Origin of the sequence: Pseudomonas bubulae, assembly GCF_037023725.1 — a bacterium.
Taxonomy (GTDB): Bacteria; Pseudomonadota; Gammaproteobacteria; order Pseudomonadales; family Pseudomonadaceae; genus Aquipseudomonas; species Aquipseudomonas bubulae.
Genome location: NZ_CP146077.1, coordinates 1,648,336 through 1,666,048 on the forward strand (window position 1 = coordinate 1,648,336; position 17,713 = coordinate 1,666,048).

Here is a 17,713-nt window from a genome sequence, read left to right on the forward strand (position 1 = left end):
AACCTGTGTCTCTGATCGCTTCTGACCACTTCCGCATCGTTGTCGGCCTCGGCAAGAGCGGCATGTCCCTGGTGCGCTTCCTGGCGCAACGGGGCGTGTCGTTTGCCGTGGCAGATACGCGGGAAAACCCGCCGGAGCTTGCCACGCTGCGCCGTGACTACCCGCAAGTGGAAGTGCGTTGTGGCGAGCTGGATGTCGAATTCCTGTGCCGCGCCGACGAGCTTTACGTGAGCCCCGGCCTGGCCCTGGCGACTCCGGCGCTGCAAGCTGCTGCTGCCCGCGGCGTGAAACTGTCGGGCGACATCGACCTGTTCGCGCGTAACGCGAAAGCGCCTATCGTGGCAATCAGTGGTTCCAACGCCAAAAGCACCGTGACCACCCTGGTCGGTGAAATGGCTGCGGCAGCCGGCAAGCGCGTTGCGGTGGGTGGCAACCTTGGCACGCCGGCACTGGACCTGCTCAGCGATGATATCGAGCTGTACGTGATGGAGCTGTCGAGCTTCCAGCTGGAGACCACCAACCAGCTGGGTGCTGAAGTGGCCACAGTGCTCAATGTCAGCGAAGACCATATGGACCGCTACAGCGGCCTGCCTGCGTACCACCTGGCCAAGCACCGGATCTTCCGTGGCGCCCGGCAGGTGGTGGTCAATCGTCAGGATGCCCTGACCCGCCCGCTGATGAGCGAAGGTCAGCCGTGCTGGACTTTCGGCCTCAGCGCGCCGGACTTCAAGGCCTTCGGCCTGCGTGAAGAAAACGGCGAAAAATACCTCGCTTTCGAATTCCAGAACCTCATGCCCGTGCGCGAGCTGAAAGTGCGTGGCGCACATAATCAGGCCAATGCCCTGGCTGCCCTGGCGCTGGGTCACGCGGTTGGTCTGCCGTTCGACGCCATGCTCGCCAGCCTGCGCAATTTCACCGGTCTTGAGCATCGCTGTCAGTGGGTGCGCGAGCTGGATGGCGTGAGCTACTACAACGACTCCAAGGCCACCAACGTCGGCGCGGCACTGGCTGCTATCGAAGGGCTGGGGATGGACATGGATGGCAAGCTGATCCTTATCGCCGGTGGCGACGGCAAGGGCGCGGATTTCAGCGGCTTGCGTGATTCGGTTGCCAAGCACTGCCGCGCGGCAGTGTTGATAGGTCGTGATGCGGGGCTGATAGCCGACGCCCTTGGCGATGCCGTGCCGCAAGTGCGTGCCGGTTCGCTGGACGAAGCCATCGCACTGAGCCGCTCACTGGCGCAATCGGGTGATGCAGTCTTGCTGTCGCCAGCCTGCGCCAGTTTCGACATGTTCAAAAACTACGAAGAGCGCGGCCAGTTGTTCGCTCGCGCCGTGGAGGTGCTGGCATGATGTTCGGCATCCTCAAACCTTATCCTTCACCGCTGATTACGGGCCGTGGCATTGACCTCGACTTCCCGTTGCTCGCCGGTTGCCTGGCCTTGCTCGGTCTGGGGCTGGTGATGATCACTTCGGCTTCGTCCGAAGTGGCGGCGTTGCAGTCGGGCAACACCCTGTACCACATGATCCGCCACCTGTTTTACATCGTGCTCGGCCTGGGCGCATGCATCATGACCATGATGGTGCCGATCGCGACCTGGCAACGCATGGGCTTCATGTTGCTGATCGGTGCATTCGGTTTGCTGGTGGCCGTACTGATCCCGGGCATTGGCCGTGAGGTAAACGGCTCGATGCGCTGGATCGGTTTCAGCTTCTTCAACGTGCAGCCTTCGGAGATCGCCAAGGTCTTTGTGGTGATCTACCTGGCGGGCTACCTGGTGCGTCAGCAGAAGGAAGTGCGGGATAGCTGGATGGGCTTTTTCAAGCCATTTATCGTGCTGCTGCCAATGGCCGGCCTGCTGCTGATGGAGCCCGACTTCGGAGCCACGGTTGTGATGATGGGCGCCGCTGCTGCCATGCTGTTTCTCGGTGGTGTCGGCCTGTTCCGTTTCGCTCTGATGGTGGCGCTGGCTGTCGGCGCGGTGTTCGTGCTGGTACAGGCACAGCCTTACCGCATGGCGCGTTTGATTACCTTTACCGACCCGTGGTCCGACCAGTTCGGCTCCGGCTACCAGTTGACCCAGGCCCTGATCGCCTTCGGTCGCGGCGAGTGGTTTGGTGTCGGTCTGGGCAACAGTGTGCAGAAGCAGTTCTACCTGCCTGAAGCACATACCGACTTCGTGTTTTCGGTACTGGCAGAAGAGCTGGGTGTTGTCGGCTCGCTGCTGACCGTGGCCCTGTTCGTATTTGTGTGTGTGCGCGGCATGTACATTGGCATGTGGGCCGAGCGCGCCAAGCAGTATTTCTCGGCTTATATGGCCTATGGCTTGTCGTTCCTGTGGATCGGCCAGTTCCTGATCAATATCGGGGTAAACGTCGGCTTGCTGCCAACCAAGGGCCTGACCCTGCCGTTCCTCAGTTATGGCGGCAGCTCGCTGGTGATTTGCTGCGTGTGCATGGGACTGTTGCTGCGCATCGAGTGGGAGAGTCGAACCCACCTGGGCAGTGAAGAGACCGATTTCAAAGAAAGCGACTTTGCAGAGGAGCCGACCCATGGGCGCTAACGTGCTGATCATGGCGGGCGGCACCGGTGGCCACGTGTTCCCGGCGCTGGCTTGCGCCCGCGAATTCGAAGCCCGCGGCTACACCGTGCACTGGCTCGGTACGCCCCGTGGCATCGAGAATGAACTGGTCGAGCCTGCCGGTTTCAAACTGCACCTGATTAACGTGGCGGGCCTGCGTGGCAAGAGCAAGCTGTCGTTGCTCAAGGCCCCTTTTGTACTGCTCAAGGCGCTGTTTCAGGCGCGCAGGATCATTCGTCAACTCAAGCCGGTGTGTGTGCTGGGTTTTGGCGGTTACGTGACCGGGCCTGGCGGCCTGGCGGCGAAAACCTGCGGTGTACCGGTGATCATTCATGAGCAGAACGCGGTAGCCGGTACGGCCAACCGCCTGCTGGTGCCGATGACCAGTCGGGTGTGCGAAGCCTTTCCCGGCACCTTTGCAGCCTCGCAGACGCTGCGTAGCACCGGTAATCCGGTACGCCCCGAGCTGTTTACCCTGGCGCCTCGGGCTGCGCTCGAAGGGCGCAAGGCGCGCTTGCTGGTACTGGGCGGCAGCCTCGGCGCCGAGCCGTTGAACAAGTTGTTGCCTGAAGCGCTGGCCAAGGTCCCGGCTGACGTTCGCCCTGAAGTGTTTCACCAGGCCGGCAAGCAGCATGACCGGATTACCGCCGAGCGTTATGCCGCGGTCGGCGTCGAGGCTGACGTACAGCCTTTTATCAAGGATATGGCCCATGCCTATGGCTGGGCCGACCTGGTGGTTTGTCGCGCAGGCGCGCTGACCGTCAGTGAACTGGCTGCGGCCGGTCTGCCTTCGCTGCTGGTGCCATTGCCCCACGCGATCGATGACCATCAGAGCCGTAACGCCGACTTTTTGGCACGCGAGGGCGCAGCCTTCCTGATGCCGCAAGCGACAACTGGCGCAGCCGAACTGGCTGCACGCCTGACAGAGGTTTTGATGCAACCGGAACGACTCAACAGCATGGCGGCCAATGCCCGCCGCCTGGCCAAACCCGATGCGACCCGCAACGTTGTAGATATCTGCCTGGAGGTGGCCAATGGTTGAGAATCAAAAAGCTATGCCACAACCGGAAATGCGCCGTATCCGTCGCATCCACTTCGTCGGTATCGGCGGTGTGGGAATGTGCGGTATCGCCGAAGTGTTGCTGAACCTGGGCTATGAAGTGTCGGGCTCGGACCTGAACGCTTCGCCTGTGACCGAGCGGCTCGAGTCCTTCGGCGCACACATTTATATCGGCCACCGCGCCGAGAACGCTGCCAACGCCGATGTGCTGGTGGTATCGAGTGCCGTGAATACCTCCAACCCCGAGGTTGCGAGCGCACTTGAGCGCCGCATTCCGGTGGTGCCTCGTGCCGAGATGCTGGCCGAGCTGATGCGCTATCGCCACGGTATCGCTGTTGCCGGTACCCACGGCAAAACCACTACCACCAGCTTGCTGGCCTCGGTGTTCGCGGCCGGTGGCCTGGACCCGACGTTCGTGATCGGTGGCCGCCTGAATGCAGCCGGTACCAATGCACAACTGGGTACCAGCCGTTACCTGATTGCCGAAGCTGATGAAAGCGATGCCAGCTTCCTGCATCTGCAGCCGTTGGTGGCGGTGGTCACCAATATTGACGCCGACCATATGGCGACCTACGAAGGCGACTTCAACAAGCTGAAGAAGACCTTCGTCGAGTTCCTGCACAACCTGCCGTTCTACGGCTTGGCCGTGCTGTGCCTGGACGATCCGGTGGTGCGTGAAATCCTGCCGCTGGTCAAGCGTCCGACCGTGACCTATGGCTTCAGCGAAAACGCTGATGTACGCGCGATCAATGTGCGCCAGCAGGGCATGCAAACCTTCTTCACCGTGTTGCGCCCTGACCGCGAGCCGCTGGATGTGTCGGTGAACATGCCGGGCAACCACAACGTGCTCAATGCCCTGGCCACCATCTGCATAGCCTCTGATGAAGGCATCAGCGATGAAGCCATCGTTCAGGGCCTGTCGGGCTTTGAAGGGGTGGGGCGACGCTTCCAGGTTTATGGCGAGCTGCCAGTTGATGGCGGCAGCGTGATGCTGGTCGATGACTACGGTCACCACCCGACCGAAGTCGCCGCGGTGATCAAGGCCGTACGTGGTGGCTGGCCGGAACGTCGCCTGGTGATGGTGTACCAGCCGCACCGTTTCAGCCGCACCCGTGACCTGTACGACGATTTCGTCCAGGTCCTGGCCGATGCCAACGTATTGCTGTTGATGGAGGTCTACCCGGCTGGCGAAGAGCCGATTCCCGGGGCTGACAGCCGCCAGCTGTGCCACAGCATCCGTCAGCGCGGCCAGCTGGACCCGATCTACATCGAGCGCGGCGTCGAGCTGGCGCCGATCGTCAAGCCGCTGCTGCGCGCTGGCGACATTCTGTTGTGCCAAGGGGCGGGCGATATCGGCCGTCTGGCACCGCAACTTATCAAGAGCCCGCTGTTCGCCGGCGCTGTTGCCGCTACCAGTGAAGGAAAGTTGAAATGACTGCTGCCTATGCCAATCTGTTCTCGACCATTGCCCCAGCCGATTTCGGCCGTGTGGCCGTGTTGTTCGGCGGCAAAAGCGCTGAGCGTGAAGTCTCGTTGAAGTCGGGCAATGCCGTGCTGGGCGCGCTGCAAAGCGCCGGTGTGGATGCCTTCGGTATCGATGTGGGCGATGACTTCATCACCCGTATCACCAGCGAAAAAATCGACCGCGCGTTCATCATCCTTCATGGTCGTGGCGGTGAAGACGGCAGCATGCAAGGCCTGCTGGAGTGCCTGGGCATTCCTTACACCGGCAGCGGCATCCTCGCGTCGGCCCTGGCCATGGACAAGCTGCGCACCAAACAGGTGTGGCACAGCCTGGGTATTCCAACGCCACGTCACGCAGTATTGAGCAGCGAAGCCGATTGTATTTCTGCGGCCAAGGAACTGAGCTTCCCTTTGATCGTCAAACCGGCTCATGAAGGTTCAAGTATCGGTATGGCCAAAGTGAGTAACGTGGACGAGTTGATCGTCGCGTGGGCCGATGCCAGCAAGTACGACTCGCAAGTGTTGGTTGAGCAGTGGATCACAGGTCCCGAGTTCACCATCGCCACCCTGCGTGACCAGGTGTTGCCACCGATTGCCCTGGGTACGCCCCACAGCTTTTACGACTACGACGCCAAGTACGTGGCCAACGATACCCAGTATCGGATCCCGTGCGGCCTCGACAGTGCCAAGGAACAGGAGCTCATGGACCTCACGGCGAAAGCCTGCGAGGCGATCGGCATTGCCGGTTGGGGCCGTCTGGACGTGATGCAGGACACCGCAGGCCAGTTCTGGCTGCTGGAAGTCAACACCGCGCCGGGCATGACCGATCACAGCCTGGTGCCGATGGCGGCCAAGGCGGCGGGTCTGGATTTCCAACAGCTGGTGCTGTCGATTCTGGCGGCAAGTTTAGAGGCGCGGGGTTAAGTCCATGCAAGGTGCATCGCTTCGTCATCAACCACCCGCTCCCGGCCGCAAGCCGGTGCCGCGTGGCGCCAGCCGGATGGTGGCGAAAGAGCCGATGTCGGTGCGTTTGCCAAAAGCCAATTTCGGCTTTTTGAAAGCGTTGTTCTGGCCGGTGCTGCTGGTGGCGTTGGGTTATGGCACCTATGAAGGTGCGCAGCGCCTGATGCCCTATGCCGACCGCCCGATCACCAATATCAACGTGCAGGGCGATTTGACCTATATCAGCCAGCAAGCCGTGCAGCAGCGCATTGCCCCTTATGTGGCAGCGAGCTTCTTTACGGTAGACCTGGAAGGCATGCGCACCGAGCTCGAGCAGATGCCCTGGATCGCCCACGCCGAAGTCCGTCGCGTGTGGCCCGACCAGGTGGTGATTCGCCTTGAAGAGCAACTGCCGGTTGCGCGTTGGGGGGATGAGGCACTGTTGAACAACCAGGGCCAGGCGTTCACCCCGCGTGAGCTGGCCAATTACGAACATTTGCCGCAGCTGTTTGGTCCACAACGGGCTCAGCAGCAGGTGATGCAGCAGTATCAGGTGTTGAGCCAGATGCTGCGTCCGATGGGCTTTTCCATAGCCCGGCTGGAGTTGCGTGAGCGCGGTAGCTGGTTCCTGACCACTGGAGCCGGTAGTGCAGGGCCCGGGATCGAGCTGTTGTTGGGGCGCGATCATCTGGTAGAAAAAATGCGTCGTTTCATAGCCATCTATGAAAAAACGCTGAAAGAACAGATTACAAACATAGCGCGCATCGATTTGCGTTATGCCAACGGATTGGCCGTCGGCTGGCGGGAACCTGTGGCACCCACGATAGCCCAACCCGCTGTCGCGAAGAATTAAGAAGAGGCAGGACCCATGGCAAATGTGCAAAGCGGCAAAATGATCGTCGGCCTCGATATCGGCACCTCCAAGGTGGTTGCGCTGGTAGGCGAGGTCGGTGAAGACGGCACGATCGAAATCGTCGGTATTGGCACGCACCCGTCCCGTGGCCTGAAGAAAGGCGTGGTGGTGAACATCGAGTCCACCGTGCAATCGATCCAGCGCGCCATCGAAGAAGCGCAGCTGATGGCCGGTTGCCGGATTCACTCGGCATTTGTCGGCGTGGCCGGCAATCACATCCGCAGCCTGAATTCCCACGGCATCGTGGCGATTCGTGATCGTGAAGTCAGCACCGCCGACCTTGAGCGCGTCCTCGACGCCGCCCAGGCTGTCGCGATCCCGGCTGACCAGCGTGTGCTGCACACCCTGGCGCAGGACTATGTGATCGATAACCAGGAAGGCGTACGTGAGCCACTGGGCATGTCGGGCGTACGTCTTGAAGCCAAGGTTCACGTCGTGACCTGCGCCGTGAATGCCGCGCAAAACATCGAGAAGTGTGTACGCCGCTGTGGCCTTGAGGTGGACGACATCATCCTTGAGCAGTTGGCATCGGCTTACTCGGTACTGACCGATGATGAAAAGGAACTGGGCGTTTGCCTGGTGGATATCGGCGGCGGCACCACCGACATCGCGATCTTCACCGAAGGTGCGATTCGCCATACGGCAGTGATCCCGATTGCCGGTGACCAGGTGACCAACGACATCGCCATGGCGCTGCGTACACCAACGCAATATGCCGAAGAAATCAAGATTCGTTACGCCTGTGCACTGGCCAAACTGGCCGGTGCCGGCGAAACCATCAAGGTGCCAAGCGTGGGCGATCGCCCACCCCGTGAACTGTCCCGTCAGGCCCTGGCCGAAGTGGTCGAGCCGCGTTACGACGAGCTGTTCACCCTGATTCAGGCCGAGCTGCGTCGCAGCGGTTACGAAGACCTGATTCCGGCGGGCATCGTGTTGACCGGTGGTACTTCAAAGATGGAAGGCGCGGTCGAACTGGCCGAAGAGATCTTCCACATGCCGGTCCGTCTGGGTGTGCCGCACAGTTTCAAGGGCCTCACCGACGTTGTGCGCAATCCGATTTATTCCACCGCTGTGGGCTTGTTGTTGTACGGGCTGCAAAAGCAGTCAGACGGTATTTCGATATCGGGTATCAGCAACCGCGACAACTACAGCAGTGACGAACAAAAAGCCCCTGTGCTTGAGCGCCTCAAGCGCTGGGTACAGGGCAACTTTTAAAGCTTGAGCTGTAAACAGATTCAAAGCGGTAGAAGTAGGCGAAAAAAACTAGAGAAATGAAAGGAGAGGGACCATGTTCGAACTCGTAGACAACATCCCGCAAAGCCCGGTAATCAAAGTTATCGGTGTTGGTGGTGGCGGTGGCAATGCTGTTAACCACATGGTTAAGAGCAACATCGAAGGCGTGGAATTCATCTGCGCCAACACAGACGCACAAGCGCTCAAAAGCATTGGTGCGCGTACCATCCTGCAACTGGGCACTGGCGTGACCAAGGGTCTGGGTGCCGGCGCGAACCCTGAGGTCGGTCGTCAGGCTGCCCTGGAAGACCGCGAGCGTATCGCTGAAGTGTTGCAGGGCACCAACATGGTGTTCATCACCACGGGCATGGGCGGTGGTACCGGTACCGGTGCTGCGCCGATCATTGCCGAAGTGGCCAAGGAAATGGGCATCCTCACCGTTGCGGTGGTGACCCGTCCGTTCCCGTTCGAAGGTCGCAAGCGCATGCAGATCGCCGACGAAGGTATTCGTCTGCTGTCCGAAAGCGTCGATTCGTTGATTACGATTCCGAACGAAAAACTGCTCACCATCCTGGGTAAAGACGCAAGCCTACTGTCTGCGTTCGCCAAGGCCGATGACGTACTGGCCGGTGCCGTTCGCGGTATCTCCGACATCATCAAGCGTCCGGGCATGATCAACGTCGACTTTGCCGACGTACGCACCGTGATGAGCGAAATGGGCATGGCGATGATGGGCACTGGCTGCGCCAGCGGTCCGAACCGTGCACGTGAGGCCACCGAAGCGGCCATTCGCAACCCGTTGCTCGAAGACGTGAACCTGGAAGGCGCTCGCGGCATCCTGGTAAACATCACCGCCGGCCCTGACCTGTCCCTGGGTGAGTACTCCGACGTGGGCAGCATCATCGAAGCCTTCGCTTCGGAACACGCAATGGTCAAGGTCGGTACTGTTATCGATCCGGACATGCGTGACGAGCTGCATGTCACCGTGGTTGCTACCGGTCTGGGTGCAAAAATCGAGAAGCCGGTCAAGGTTGTCGACAACACCCTGCAGGCTTCGTACGCAGCTTCGGCAGCACACAGCGCCCCTGTTCGTCAGGAAACCCGTACCGAGCGTCAGGAACAACCGGTGGTCAACTACCGTGATCTGGATCGCCCGACCGTGATGCGCAACCAGGCCCAGCAAGGCGCGACGACTGCTGCCAAGCTCAATCCGCAAGATGATCTGGATTACCTGGACATCCCGGCTTTCCTGCGTCGCCAGGCTGATTAATGAAATCAATCAGGGGTATTAAGGTGATTGGTGTTCAGCAAAGGCTCGGTCTGCTATTATCGCCAGCCTTTGTTGATACCAGTTCGCAATTTGCGCTGAAGCGGCCAATGCCATGATTAAACAACGCACCCTGAAAAATATTATCCGTGCCACAGGTGTCGGCCTGCACTCCGGTGAGAAGGTCTACCTGACCCTCAAGCCTGCGCCTGTGGACACCGGCATCGTGTTTTGTCGTGCAGACCTTGACCCTGTTGTGCAGATCCCTGCGCGCGCGGAAAACGTCGGCGAGACGACGATGTCGACCACGCTGGTCAACGGCGATGTAAAAGTAGACACGGTAGAGCACCTGCTCTCGGCCATGGCTGGCCTGGGGATCGATAACGCCTACGTCGAACTCTCCGCGTCTGAAGTCCCGATTATGGACGGTAGCGCCGGACCTTTCGTGTTCTTGATTCAATCTGCCGGCCTGGAAGAACAGGACGCGCCGAAGAAGTTCATCCGCATCCTGCGTGAAGTGACAGTGGAAGATGGCGACAAGCGCGCCACTTTCGTCCCTTTCGAAGGCTTCAAGGTGAGCTTCGAGATCGATTTCGATCACCCGGTTTTCCGTAACCGCACCCAAAGTGCAACCGTGGATTTTTCCAGCACTTCGTTTGTAAAAGAAGTCAGCCGCGCGCGTACCTTTGGTTTCATGAGTGATATCGAGTACCTGCGCAAGCACAACCTCGCACTCGGCGGTAGCGTGGAAAACGCCATCGTGGTCGACGCGGATGGTGTACTGAACGAAGACGGCCTTCGCTATGAAGACGAATTCGTGAAGCACAAGATCCTCGATGCAATTGGCGACCTTTACCTGTTGGGCAATAGCCTGATTGGTGAATTCAAGGGCTTCAAGTCTGGCCATGCACTGAACAACCAGCTGATTCGCAAGCTGCTTGAACAGACCGATGCGTGGGAAGTCGTGACCTTTGAAGATGCCAGCACTGCACCGATTTCGTATATGCGTCCGGTTGCGGCAGTTTAAGTAAAACTTCTTTCTCTAGTTTTTGAAGGCCACCCTCGGGTGGCCTTTTTTTATGTTTCGTTTTTAGGTTTCAGCGCATTCAGGCCGGTTTCATTGATATCCATCACCCGATTGCGCCCGCGTTTTTTGGCCTGATAAAGCGCTTTGTCGGCAGTGCTGAGCAGTTCTTCCCGGTCGTCGCCGGGTTTGGCGTAGCGGGTGCAGGCGCCCAGGCTCACAGTGAGTTTTTTGGTGGTGGGGTCGACCGGCTCCATTTGCTCAACCGCGGCGCGAATTTTTTCTGCCAGCAGGCGCGTGCCTGCCGCGTCGGTTTCGGTCAGCACCACCGCGAACTCTTCACCGCCGTAGCGGGCCACCAGGTCGGCGGGGCGTCGCACATTGGCCTTGATGACCCGGGCGACCTGGCGCAGGGCCTCATCCCCTGCCTGATGACCATAAGCATCGTTGAAGGGCTTGAAGTGGTCGATATCAATCATGATCAGTGACAGCGGCGCGCCTGTACGTTGTGCGCGGCGCCATTCCAGATCCAGGGTCTTGTCCAGCATGCGCCGGTTGGCCAGTCCGGTCAGCGGGTCGGTGGCGGCCAGGGCGGCGAGTTCGCCTTCGGCGCGCTGGCGCAGGCGCAATTCGCGTACCAGCAGCCAGGTCAGCCACAGCAGGCCCAGGCACAGCAGCAGGGTTGCGCTGCCGATCAACAGGGCCGTGTGTCGCCAGTTGCTGAATATATGCTCGGTGGACAAAGCCACCACCACCAGCAAGGGTAACTCGCTGACCTGGGCGAAGTTGTAGAGGCGCTGCAGGTGATAAATACCGGACACGGCGGTAAAGCTGCCGTGGCGCTCGGTCAGAAAACGCAGGAAGATCGGCGTGTGCCCCAGGTCCTGGCCGGTATAGAACATGGTGGTGGCCGGGTACTGGATCAGCATGATGCCTTCGCTGCTGACCAGGCTGATATTGCCCGTCGGGCCCAGGTCCAGGCCGCGAAACAGGTTCTGGAAGTAGCTCATCTTCATCAGGGCCACGGCGACGCCGCCAAACCTGCCGTCCGGGGTAGTGATCCTGCGGCTGAGTACCAGGCTCCAGTCATTGGGGGCATCGCTGGCAGGCAAGGGGCGGCTGATAAAGATGCCTTCATTTTGCCCCTTGAGATGAACCTTGAACCAGGACTGTTGGCGAGCGTTGTTGAGCAGGGGCTCGACCGGGCGTGAGCCGGCAATCACCTTGCCGTCGGCATCCAGCACAAAAAAACCGGCATTGGACGGCGCCTCGGCCGCTCTGTCGAAAAGCAGGGGTTGTTGCGTCTGCGGCGAAAGCGAGGCCAGCGCCTGGCTTTGCACCAGGCTGACCAGGCTGTTGAGCGCCGAGTCATAGATGGAAATGGTATTGCGGATATCACGGCTGATCAGCTGCACGATATTCAAGGCAGAGCGAGCCGCATCATCTTCGGTATTGCGGTATTCCCTGACCAGCAGGTAGCCGACGATGTTCACAATCGCAACCACCGACAAGGCGCTGGCCCAGACCAGCATGCGGCGGGTGATAACCGGTGTGCGCAGATGATATTTAATGGCTTGACCCTCTGAAGAAAAAACCATGTACAGCGGGCCTTTCATTCAAGGCTGGCACTCACTCAGGACAACTCTGCTGCACTGATTACGCAATTGCGCCCGGCCTTCTTGGCCTGATACAGGGCCTGATCGGCGCTGTTGATCAAGCCTGCTAGCTGGTCGCCCGGTTTAACCTGGCGGGTACTGACCCCCATGCTGGTGGTGAGCCGGCGATGGGAGGGCGTTAACGGTTCCAGTTGTTCGACGGCCTGGCGGATGCTCTGTGCCAGGTTGTACGCGCCACTGGCATCGGTATCGCTCAGCACCACTGCAAACTCTTCGCCACCATAACGGGCCGCCAGATCGGTGGAACGGTGCATGCACTGCTGGATAGTCCGTGCCACACGTTTCAAGGCCTCGTCACCGTCCTGATGGCCATAGGTGTCGTTGAAATTCTTGAAATGGTCAATGTCAAACATGATCAGCGACAGCGGCTTGCCTGAGCGCTGCGCCCGCCGCCATTCCTGTTCCAGGGTCTGGTCCAGCTTGCGGCGGTTGGCCAGCCCGGTCAGCGGGTCGGTGGTTGCCAGCGCTTCGAGCTGGCGCTCGGCGCGTTGACGCAAATGCAATTCACGACCCAGCAGCCAGGTGAGCGTAAGCAGGGCGCTACACAACAATAGCGTACCGATACCGACCAAAATGGCGTTGCGCCTCCAGGCGCTGAACACATCCTCAGTGGCCAGTGAGACCACCACAATCAACGGCAGGTCACCGACCTCGGAAAAATTGTACAGCCGCTCATCGCCATCAATGCTGGAGAGGGCGATAAAACTGCCTCTGTGTTCTTGCAGAAAGCGGACAAACACGGGGTTGTTGCTCAGGTTGGTGTGCGCGTCGGCGGATGCCGGTTCCGGATGCTGGGTCAGTGGCGTGCCATCGGTACTGATCAGACGGATAAACCCATGGGGTTCCAGGTCGAGCCTCTGGAACAGGGTCTTGAAATAATCCAGCTTCATCTGCGCCACCGCGACGCCGAGAAACCTGCCGTCAGGCCCGGAAATCCGCCGGCTGAAGCTGATGCAGCAAATGCCATCGTTTTCAGCTGAGTCAAAAGGGTGGGAGATAAACAGGTTGGGGCTGTTGGAGTCACGGTGTTCCACAAAGCTTGGCCAGTGGCTGAAGTTTTCTTTGGGGCTGACTTCAGTGCGTGAGTCGGCGACCAGGTCGCCTTGGGCATTGAGCAGGTAAAAGCCGCCATTGGCCGGGGTCTGTTCGGCTTTATCGAACAACAGCATATGTTTCAGCGGCAGGGAGACACTGTTCAGGTCGCTGCGTTTAGATACGTCGATCAGTGCGTTGAGCGCTGAGTCGTAGAGATTTACCGTGTTTTGAACGTCACGCCCGACCAACTGCACGATATTGAGGGAAGTGCGGATGGCGGCCAGTTCTGCGGTGCGGTGTTCGCGTACCAGCAGGAAGCTGACGATGCTCAGAATGGCAATGATTGAAACGCTTGTGGCGCCGATCAGCAGGCGTAGGGTCAGCACGTTACTGCGCAAGATATGCTTGATGGCCATGCTCATTGTCGCCCTGGGTTCGGCCCCATAAAATGAACGCAATCATATGAAAAGGCCAGCTTTACGCTGGCCCTTTGTTCATGGATTAAAACACATCAATAGGATAGTCGATGATCACCCGATACTCATCCACATCGCTGTCCACGCTCTGGTAGGCCGTGTTGCCGCGGTTGGTGGCCCAGCGCAGGGTCACTGCCAGATCCTTGGCCTTGCCTTCCTGGATCACGTACTTGAGGCCCAGGTCGCGTTCCCAGTGATGGGCGTTCTTGCCTTCCGGGTTGTACCAGTTGCTGTAGCCGATGCTGTCGGGGTCGGCCTTGGTCAGGTCCAGCTCACCCCGTGAATACGACGCACTGGCGGTCAGGCCGGCGATTCCGAGGCCGGCAAAGTCATACTCATATTGCAGCTTCCAGGAACGCTCGTTCGGGCCGTTGAAGTCCGAATATTGCTGCGAGTTGTCCAGGTAAACGCTGTCGCCCTGATAGATATAGTCGAAAGGCGTGTTGCCGTTGACCCGCTGGTACACCGCGGTCACCTTGTGGCCGTCAATGCCGAGGGCCAGGTGCAGGCTGAAGGTGTTGTTGTCGATATCGCCCAGCAGGGCCTTGCCGGTGTCCTGGGTGTGATAGTAGTGCAGGCCGGGGTTGAGGGTGATGCCCTCGCTCATCTCCCAGGTGTAGTCAAAGTCGTAGTAGTACTGGTTCCAGATGTCCTGCAACTGGGCGGCGTAGAGGTTGCTGGTGATTTCTGGCACGCCGCTCCAGGACGCGCCGGCCCAGGTGATGTGCTTGCTGCTCTGATCGCCCAGGTCACCGTAGGTGGTGGTCAGGCGGCGCATGCCGCTCTGGTTGTAAGGTTTTTCAAAACTGACCTGGCCGCCTTCGAACATCCAGCCTTCGAAGCTGGTGTTGGTCAGGCTGACACCGCGAAAGGTCTGCGGCAACATGCGGGTTTCACCGCCGGCTATTACCGGATTGGTGAGGAACATATCACCGGCTTTGAGCTCGGTATCAAAGGCGCGGATTTTCAGTGCGGCACCGGCAGACGAAAAGGCGGTAGGCGCTTTGCCGCTGCCATCACTGACTGGCAGGATGCTGCTGCCATCGGTGCCACCACCGCCATCGAGCTTGAGCCCGAGCAAGGCGTAGGCATCCAGGCCGAAACCTACCGTACCCTGGGTGAAGCCCGATTCGAACTTGCCGACAAAACCCTGGCCCCATTCCTTGCTGTCATCAGCATGGGGGCTGCGGATATCGTGGTTCATATAGTAATTGCGGGCGTGGATCTTAAGGCTGGAACCTTCGATAAAACCGTCTTTGGTTGAGTCTTCGTCGGCGTGGGCGTAGGTGGGGATCGTTGCAGCCAGGGCAATGAATAACGGACTGAGTTTGTGTGAGTACTTCACCAGTTTGTTGCTCCTTGAAAGTGGCGGCAGTTTTTATTTTCTTTGCAAATTCTGTTCTTGTTCGAAGGGCTCCCAGTGTTGGCAGCGCTTTTTTTAAAACAAAAAAAAGCCGCTATGATAGCGGCTTTTGAAACAGTCAGTCACATGTGTGACAGATGACCGACTGGGTCGGGAAGTCTGCGAGTGAGCAATCAGCTGTCTTTGGCTTGATCGGAAACACTGGCTTTTGCCTGTGTAGGCTGCGGTTTTGCGTCGTTTTGATGGCGTGCTGTCAGCTCTGCCTGATGCTGTTCAAACGATGCCGCGCGGGCCGCATTTTGTGCGACGAATGCAGGGGACTCTTCCGCCATGGCCAAAGGCGACAACAACAAAGACGACAAAACGAAAACGCTAGCCATACCCATACTGCTGGACATTTCAAAGACCTTCTTGCTTAGCAAGTGCTGTGTGATGGGTTAAATCTATAGCGCCAGGCAGGGGCGAAAAAGCCTTGTTTTAGACAAGGACTTTTGCGTTTTGAGTAACAAATGCGAGGGCCGTGGACTAGAGCCTCGGCAGCTACAGGAAAACTGCAACTGTGGGAGCGAGCCTGCTCGCTCCCACAATAGGGCTTGACCTGCAACAGAGTATCTACAGTGCTACAGGTCAAGCGGGCAGATCCAACCCGAATGTATTGCGCCCGCCGTCGCTGTGCACAAACACCTCGCCGCCATGCATCTGTGCAATCGCCTTGACGATGGCCAACCCCAGCCCGTGGTTGGCACCGCTGTTGTGGCGGGCCGCGTCCACCCGGTAGAAACGCTCGAACAAGCGCGGCAAGTGTTCTGCGGCAATCGGTAGGCCGGGGTTGCTGATGCTGATTATGGCCCGCCCGGAATTCTGCTCGATCGACACCTCGATCGCTTGCCCGGCTTCGGTGTGCTGCACGGCATTGTTCAGCAAGTTGATCAGCGCCCGGCGCAGGTGGGGTTTTTCGATATTGACCCGGGCATCGCCGCTGACCCGCACCACAACCCGGGCGTCTTCAAGAATAAACTCCAGATATTCCAGGGTGGTCGCCACTTCATCAGCCAGGGAGGCGCTCGACAGCTTGCAGGCCTTGCTGCCCTGATCGGCGCTGGCCAGGAACAGCATGTCGTTGATGATGCTGCGCAGGCGCTCAAGCTCTTCGAGGTTCGACTGCAGCACTTCAAAGTAATGCTCGGCCGAACGCCCCCGCGTCAGCGCCACCTGGGTCTGGCCAATCAGATTGGTCAGCGGCGAACGCAGTTCATGGGCCACATCCGCATTGAATGACTCCAGCCGGGTCCAGGCCTGCTCGACGCGGTCCAGGGTCGAATTGAAGGCACTGACCAGTTGGTCCAGCTCCGGAGCCAGCGGTGCCAGGTGCAAACGCCCCGACAGGCGCGGCGGAGCCAGCTTTTGCGCTTCTTCAGACAGCTTGATCAGCGGCTTGAGGCCGATGTGCGCCACCCAATAGCCGAGCAATGAGGCCAGCAGTACGCCAATCGTTGCCAGACTTATCAGGGCAAGCAGCAAGTGATGCTGGGTCTGGCGAAAGGTCTGGGTATCGATGGCAATCAAAAAGCGCAGCGCCGGACGCTGCTCTTTGGCTGGAATTTCGCTGATCAATACTTTGAACGGGTAGGCCTGGCCGGGCAGGCGCAAGTCCCGCACGCCCACGGGTCCTTGGGCAAATTTGCGCACGGCTGCCTCGGGGTTGCCGTACTCATAGGCCGGGTCTGAACTGATCGCCCAAAACCGGATGCGTTTGTCCTCTTCGCTGAGCAGCTTGAGCTTGGTGCTCATCTTGGCCCAGTGCTCGGCGTTGCCGTAGCGGTTGATCGATGACTCAAGCACGCTGTAGCGGGCATCCAGCTCCGCTTCAGGCAGGCGGCCGATACTTTTGTCGACCTGCTGGTACAGCGCTCCACCAATCAGCACAAACACCAGCAACGCCACCAGGGCGAACATTGCGCTCAGGCGCATGGCGATGGAGTTCAGGGCGGCGGGGCGCTTAAACACTGCGCCGCTCCAGCACATAGCCCATGCCGCGAATGGTGTGCAGCAGCTTGTGTTCGAATGGCCCGTCGAGCTTGGCGCGCAAGCGCTTGATCGCCACTTCGACCACGTTGGCGTCACTGTCGAAATTGATGTCCCAGACCATCTCGGCAATGGCGGTCTTGGACAGGATCTCGCCCTGACGACGGGCCAGCACGCTGAGCAATGAAAACTCCTTGGCGGTCAGGTCCAGGCGGGCTCCGGCGCGGCTGGCCTTGCGGCTGATCAGATCTATCCACAAGTCGTCGACGGTCACTTGCACCGGTTCGTGACCGCCGCTGCGGCGGGTCAGGGCTTGCAGGCGGGCGACCAGTTCCAGGAACGAGAACGGTTTGCCCAGGTAATCGTCGGCGCCTTCGCGCAAACCGCGTATGCGGTCTTCCACCCGTTCGCGGGCGGTGAGCATGATCACCGGGGTTTGCTTGCGCGCGCGCAAGGCCCGCAGTACGCCAAAGCCATCGAGGCCAGGCAGCATCACATCGAGCACGATCACGGCGTAATCGCTCTCCATTGCCAGGTGCAGACCTTCGATGCCGTCGCGGGCCACATCCACTGTGTAACCCTGCTCGGTCAGGCCGCGGTGCAGGTAGTCGGCGGTTTTTTCTTCATCTTCAATAATCAGAACGCGCATGACCC

Annotated in this window: 15 protein-coding genes; 9 read left to right on the forward strand and 6 right to left on the reverse strand. The window is 59.4% G+C overall.

Annotated elements, in window-relative coordinates; all coding sequences use genetic code 11:
• Window positions 1-5: 5 nt before the first annotated feature.
• From murD to lpxC, 9 genes are all read left to right on the forward strand, one after another.
• On the forward strand, window positions 6-1,352 hold the full coding sequence (gene murD, locus V6L81_RS07680; protein ID WP_095001536.1) for a UDP-N-acetylmuramoyl-L-alanine--D-glutamate ligase: 1,347 nt from the start codon (window positions 6-8) through the stop codon (window positions 1,350-1,352).
• Entirely contained in the window at window positions 1,349-2,563 is a 1,215-nt protein-coding gene (gene ftsW, locus V6L81_RS07685) for a putative lipid II flippase FtsW (RefSeq protein WP_095001535.1), read from the forward strand. Before murD ends, ftsW begins: the two co-directional genes overlap by 4 nt.
• On the forward strand, window positions 2,553-3,623 hold the full coding sequence (gene murG / locus V6L81_RS07690; protein ID WP_095001534.1) for an undecaprenyldiphospho-muramoylpentapeptide beta-N-acetylglucosaminyltransferase: 1,071 nt from the start codon (window positions 2,553-2,555) through the stop codon (window positions 3,621-3,623). The genes ftsW and murG overlap by 11 nt, the downstream gene beginning before the upstream one ends.
• Window positions 3,616-5,076 (forward strand): UDP-N-acetylmuramate--L-alanine ligase, encoded by a 1,461-nt coding sequence (gene murC, locus V6L81_RS07695; protein ID WP_095001533.1) that lies wholly within the window; start codon window positions 3,616-3,618, stop codon window positions 5,074-5,076. The genes murG and murC overlap by 8 nt, the downstream gene beginning before the upstream one ends.
• A complete protein-coding gene (locus V6L81_RS07700) occupies window positions 5,073-6,029 on the forward strand; it encodes a D-alanine--D-alanine ligase (RefSeq protein WP_088379010.1) in 957 nt (318 codons plus the stop codon). Before murC ends, V6L81_RS07700 begins: the two co-directional genes overlap by 4 nt.
• 4 nt (window positions 6,030-6,033) lie before the next feature.
• On the forward strand, window positions 6,034-6,900 hold the full coding sequence (locus V6L81_RS07705; protein WP_095001532.1) for a cell division protein FtsQ/DivIB: 867 nt from the start codon (window positions 6,034-6,036) through the stop codon (window positions 6,898-6,900).
• Between the two features lie 15 nt (window positions 6,901-6,915).
• Window positions 6,916-8,175, forward strand: coding sequence for a cell division protein FtsA (gene ftsA, locus V6L81_RS07710; RefSeq protein ID WP_016779533.1), 1,260 nt, complete (start codon window positions 6,916-6,918; stop codon window positions 8,173-8,175).
• A 73-nt stretch (window positions 8,176-8,248) separates the two neighbouring features.
• The gene (ftsZ, locus tag V6L81_RS07715; protein WP_095001531.1) at window positions 8,249-9,463 is read left to right on the forward strand and encodes a cell division protein FtsZ; all 1,215 of its coding nucleotides are present in this window, start codon (window positions 8,249-8,251) and stop codon (window positions 9,461-9,463) included.
• A 112-nt stretch (window positions 9,464-9,575) separates the two neighbouring features.
• Window positions 9,576-10,487 carry a UDP-3-O-acyl-N-acetylglucosamine deacetylase gene (gene lpxC / locus V6L81_RS07720; RefSeq protein ID WP_019823785.1) on the forward strand — a complete coding sequence of 304 codons (912 nt, stop codon included), beginning with the start codon at window positions 9,576-9,578 and terminating at the stop codon, window positions 10,485-10,487.
• A 50-nt stretch (window positions 10,488-10,537) separates the two neighbouring features.
• Here lpxC and V6L81_RS07725 read toward each other — a convergent pair whose 3' ends face one another.
• From V6L81_RS07725 to V6L81_RS07750, 6 genes are all read right to left on the reverse strand, one after another.
• Window positions 10,538-12,082, reverse strand: a complete 1,545-nt coding sequence (locus V6L81_RS07725) for a diguanylate cyclase (RefSeq protein WP_306419315.1) — start codon at window positions 12,080-12,082, stop codon at window positions 10,538-10,540.
• Window positions 12,083-12,117: 35 nt separating this feature from the next.
• The gene (locus V6L81_RS07730) at window positions 12,118-13,611 is read right to left on the reverse strand and encodes a GGDEF domain-containing protein (protein WP_150629212.1); all 1,494 of its coding nucleotides are present in this window, start codon (window positions 13,609-13,611) and stop codon (window positions 12,118-12,120) included.
• Window positions 13,612-13,696: 85 nt separating this feature from the next.
• Window positions 13,697-15,016, reverse strand: a complete 1,320-nt coding sequence (locus V6L81_RS07735; protein WP_095020347.1) for an OprD family porin — start codon at window positions 15,014-15,016, stop codon at window positions 13,697-13,699.
• Between the two features lie 191 nt (window positions 15,017-15,207).
• Window positions 15,208-15,432, reverse strand: coding sequence for a hypothetical protein (locus V6L81_RS07740; protein ID WP_095001528.1), 225 nt, complete (start codon window positions 15,430-15,432; stop codon window positions 15,208-15,210).
• 229 nt (window positions 15,433-15,661) lie between these two features.
• Complete coding sequence (locus V6L81_RS07745) at window positions 15,662-17,059, reverse strand: heavy metal sensor histidine kinase (protein WP_338660589.1); 1,398 nt, start codon at window positions 17,057-17,059, stop codon at window positions 15,662-15,664.
• On the reverse strand, window positions 17,034-17,708 hold the full coding sequence (locus V6L81_RS07750; protein WP_095001527.1) for a heavy metal response regulator transcription factor: 675 nt from the start codon (window positions 17,706-17,708) through the stop codon (window positions 17,034-17,036). The genes V6L81_RS07745 and V6L81_RS07750 overlap by 26 nt, the downstream gene beginning before the upstream one ends.
• Window positions 17,709-17,713: the final 5 nt, after the last annotated feature.

Bases quoted from the DNA above. Each gene is read 5' to 3' on its own strand.
- ftsW (WP_095001535.1), top strand. From the start codon at position 1,349: ATGATGTTCGGCATCCTCAAACCTTATCCTTCACCGCTGATTACGGGC.
- murG (WP_095001534.1), top strand. From the start codon at position 2,553: ATGGGCGCTAACGTGCTGATCATGGCGGGCGGCACCGGTGGCCACGTG.
- murC (WP_095001533.1), top strand. From the start codon at position 3,616: ATGGTTGAGAATCAAAAAGCTATGCCACAACCGGAAATGCGCCGTATC.
- V6L81_RS07700 (WP_088379010.1), top strand. From the start codon at position 5,073: ATGACTGCTGCCTATGCCAATCTGTTCTCGACCATTGCCCCAGCCGAT.
- V6L81_RS07705 (WP_095001532.1), top strand. From the start codon at position 6,034: ATGCAAGGTGCATCGCTTCGTCATCAACCACCCGCTCCCGGCCGCAAG.
- ftsA (WP_016779533.1), top strand. From the start codon at position 6,916: ATGGCAAATGTGCAAAGCGGCAAAATGATCGTCGGCCTCGATATCGGC.
- ftsZ (WP_095001531.1), top strand. From the start codon at position 8,249: ATGTTCGAACTCGTAGACAACATCCCGCAAAGCCCGGTAATCAAAGTT.
- lpxC (WP_019823785.1), top strand. From the start codon at position 9,576: ATGATTAAACAACGCACCCTGAAAAATATTATCCGTGCCACAGGTGTC.
- V6L81_RS07725 (WP_306419315.1), bottom strand. From the start codon at position 12,082: ATGGTTTTTTCTTCAGAGGGTCAAGCCATTAAATATCATCTGCGCACA.
- V6L81_RS07730 (WP_150629212.1), bottom strand. From the start codon at position 13,611: ATGGCCATCAAGCATATCTTGCGCAGTAACGTGCTGACCCTACGCCTG.
- V6L81_RS07740 (WP_095001528.1), bottom strand. From the start codon at position 15,432: ATGTCCAGCAGTATGGGTATGGCTAGCGTTTTCGTTTTGTCGTCTTTG.
- V6L81_RS07745 (WP_338660589.1), bottom strand. From the start codon at position 17,059: ATGTGCTGGAGCGGCGCAGTGTTTAAGCGCCCCGCCGCCCTGAACTCC.
- V6L81_RS07750 (WP_095001527.1), bottom strand. From the start codon at position 17,708: ATGCGCGTTCTGATTATTGAAGATGAAGAAAAAACCGCCGACTACCTG.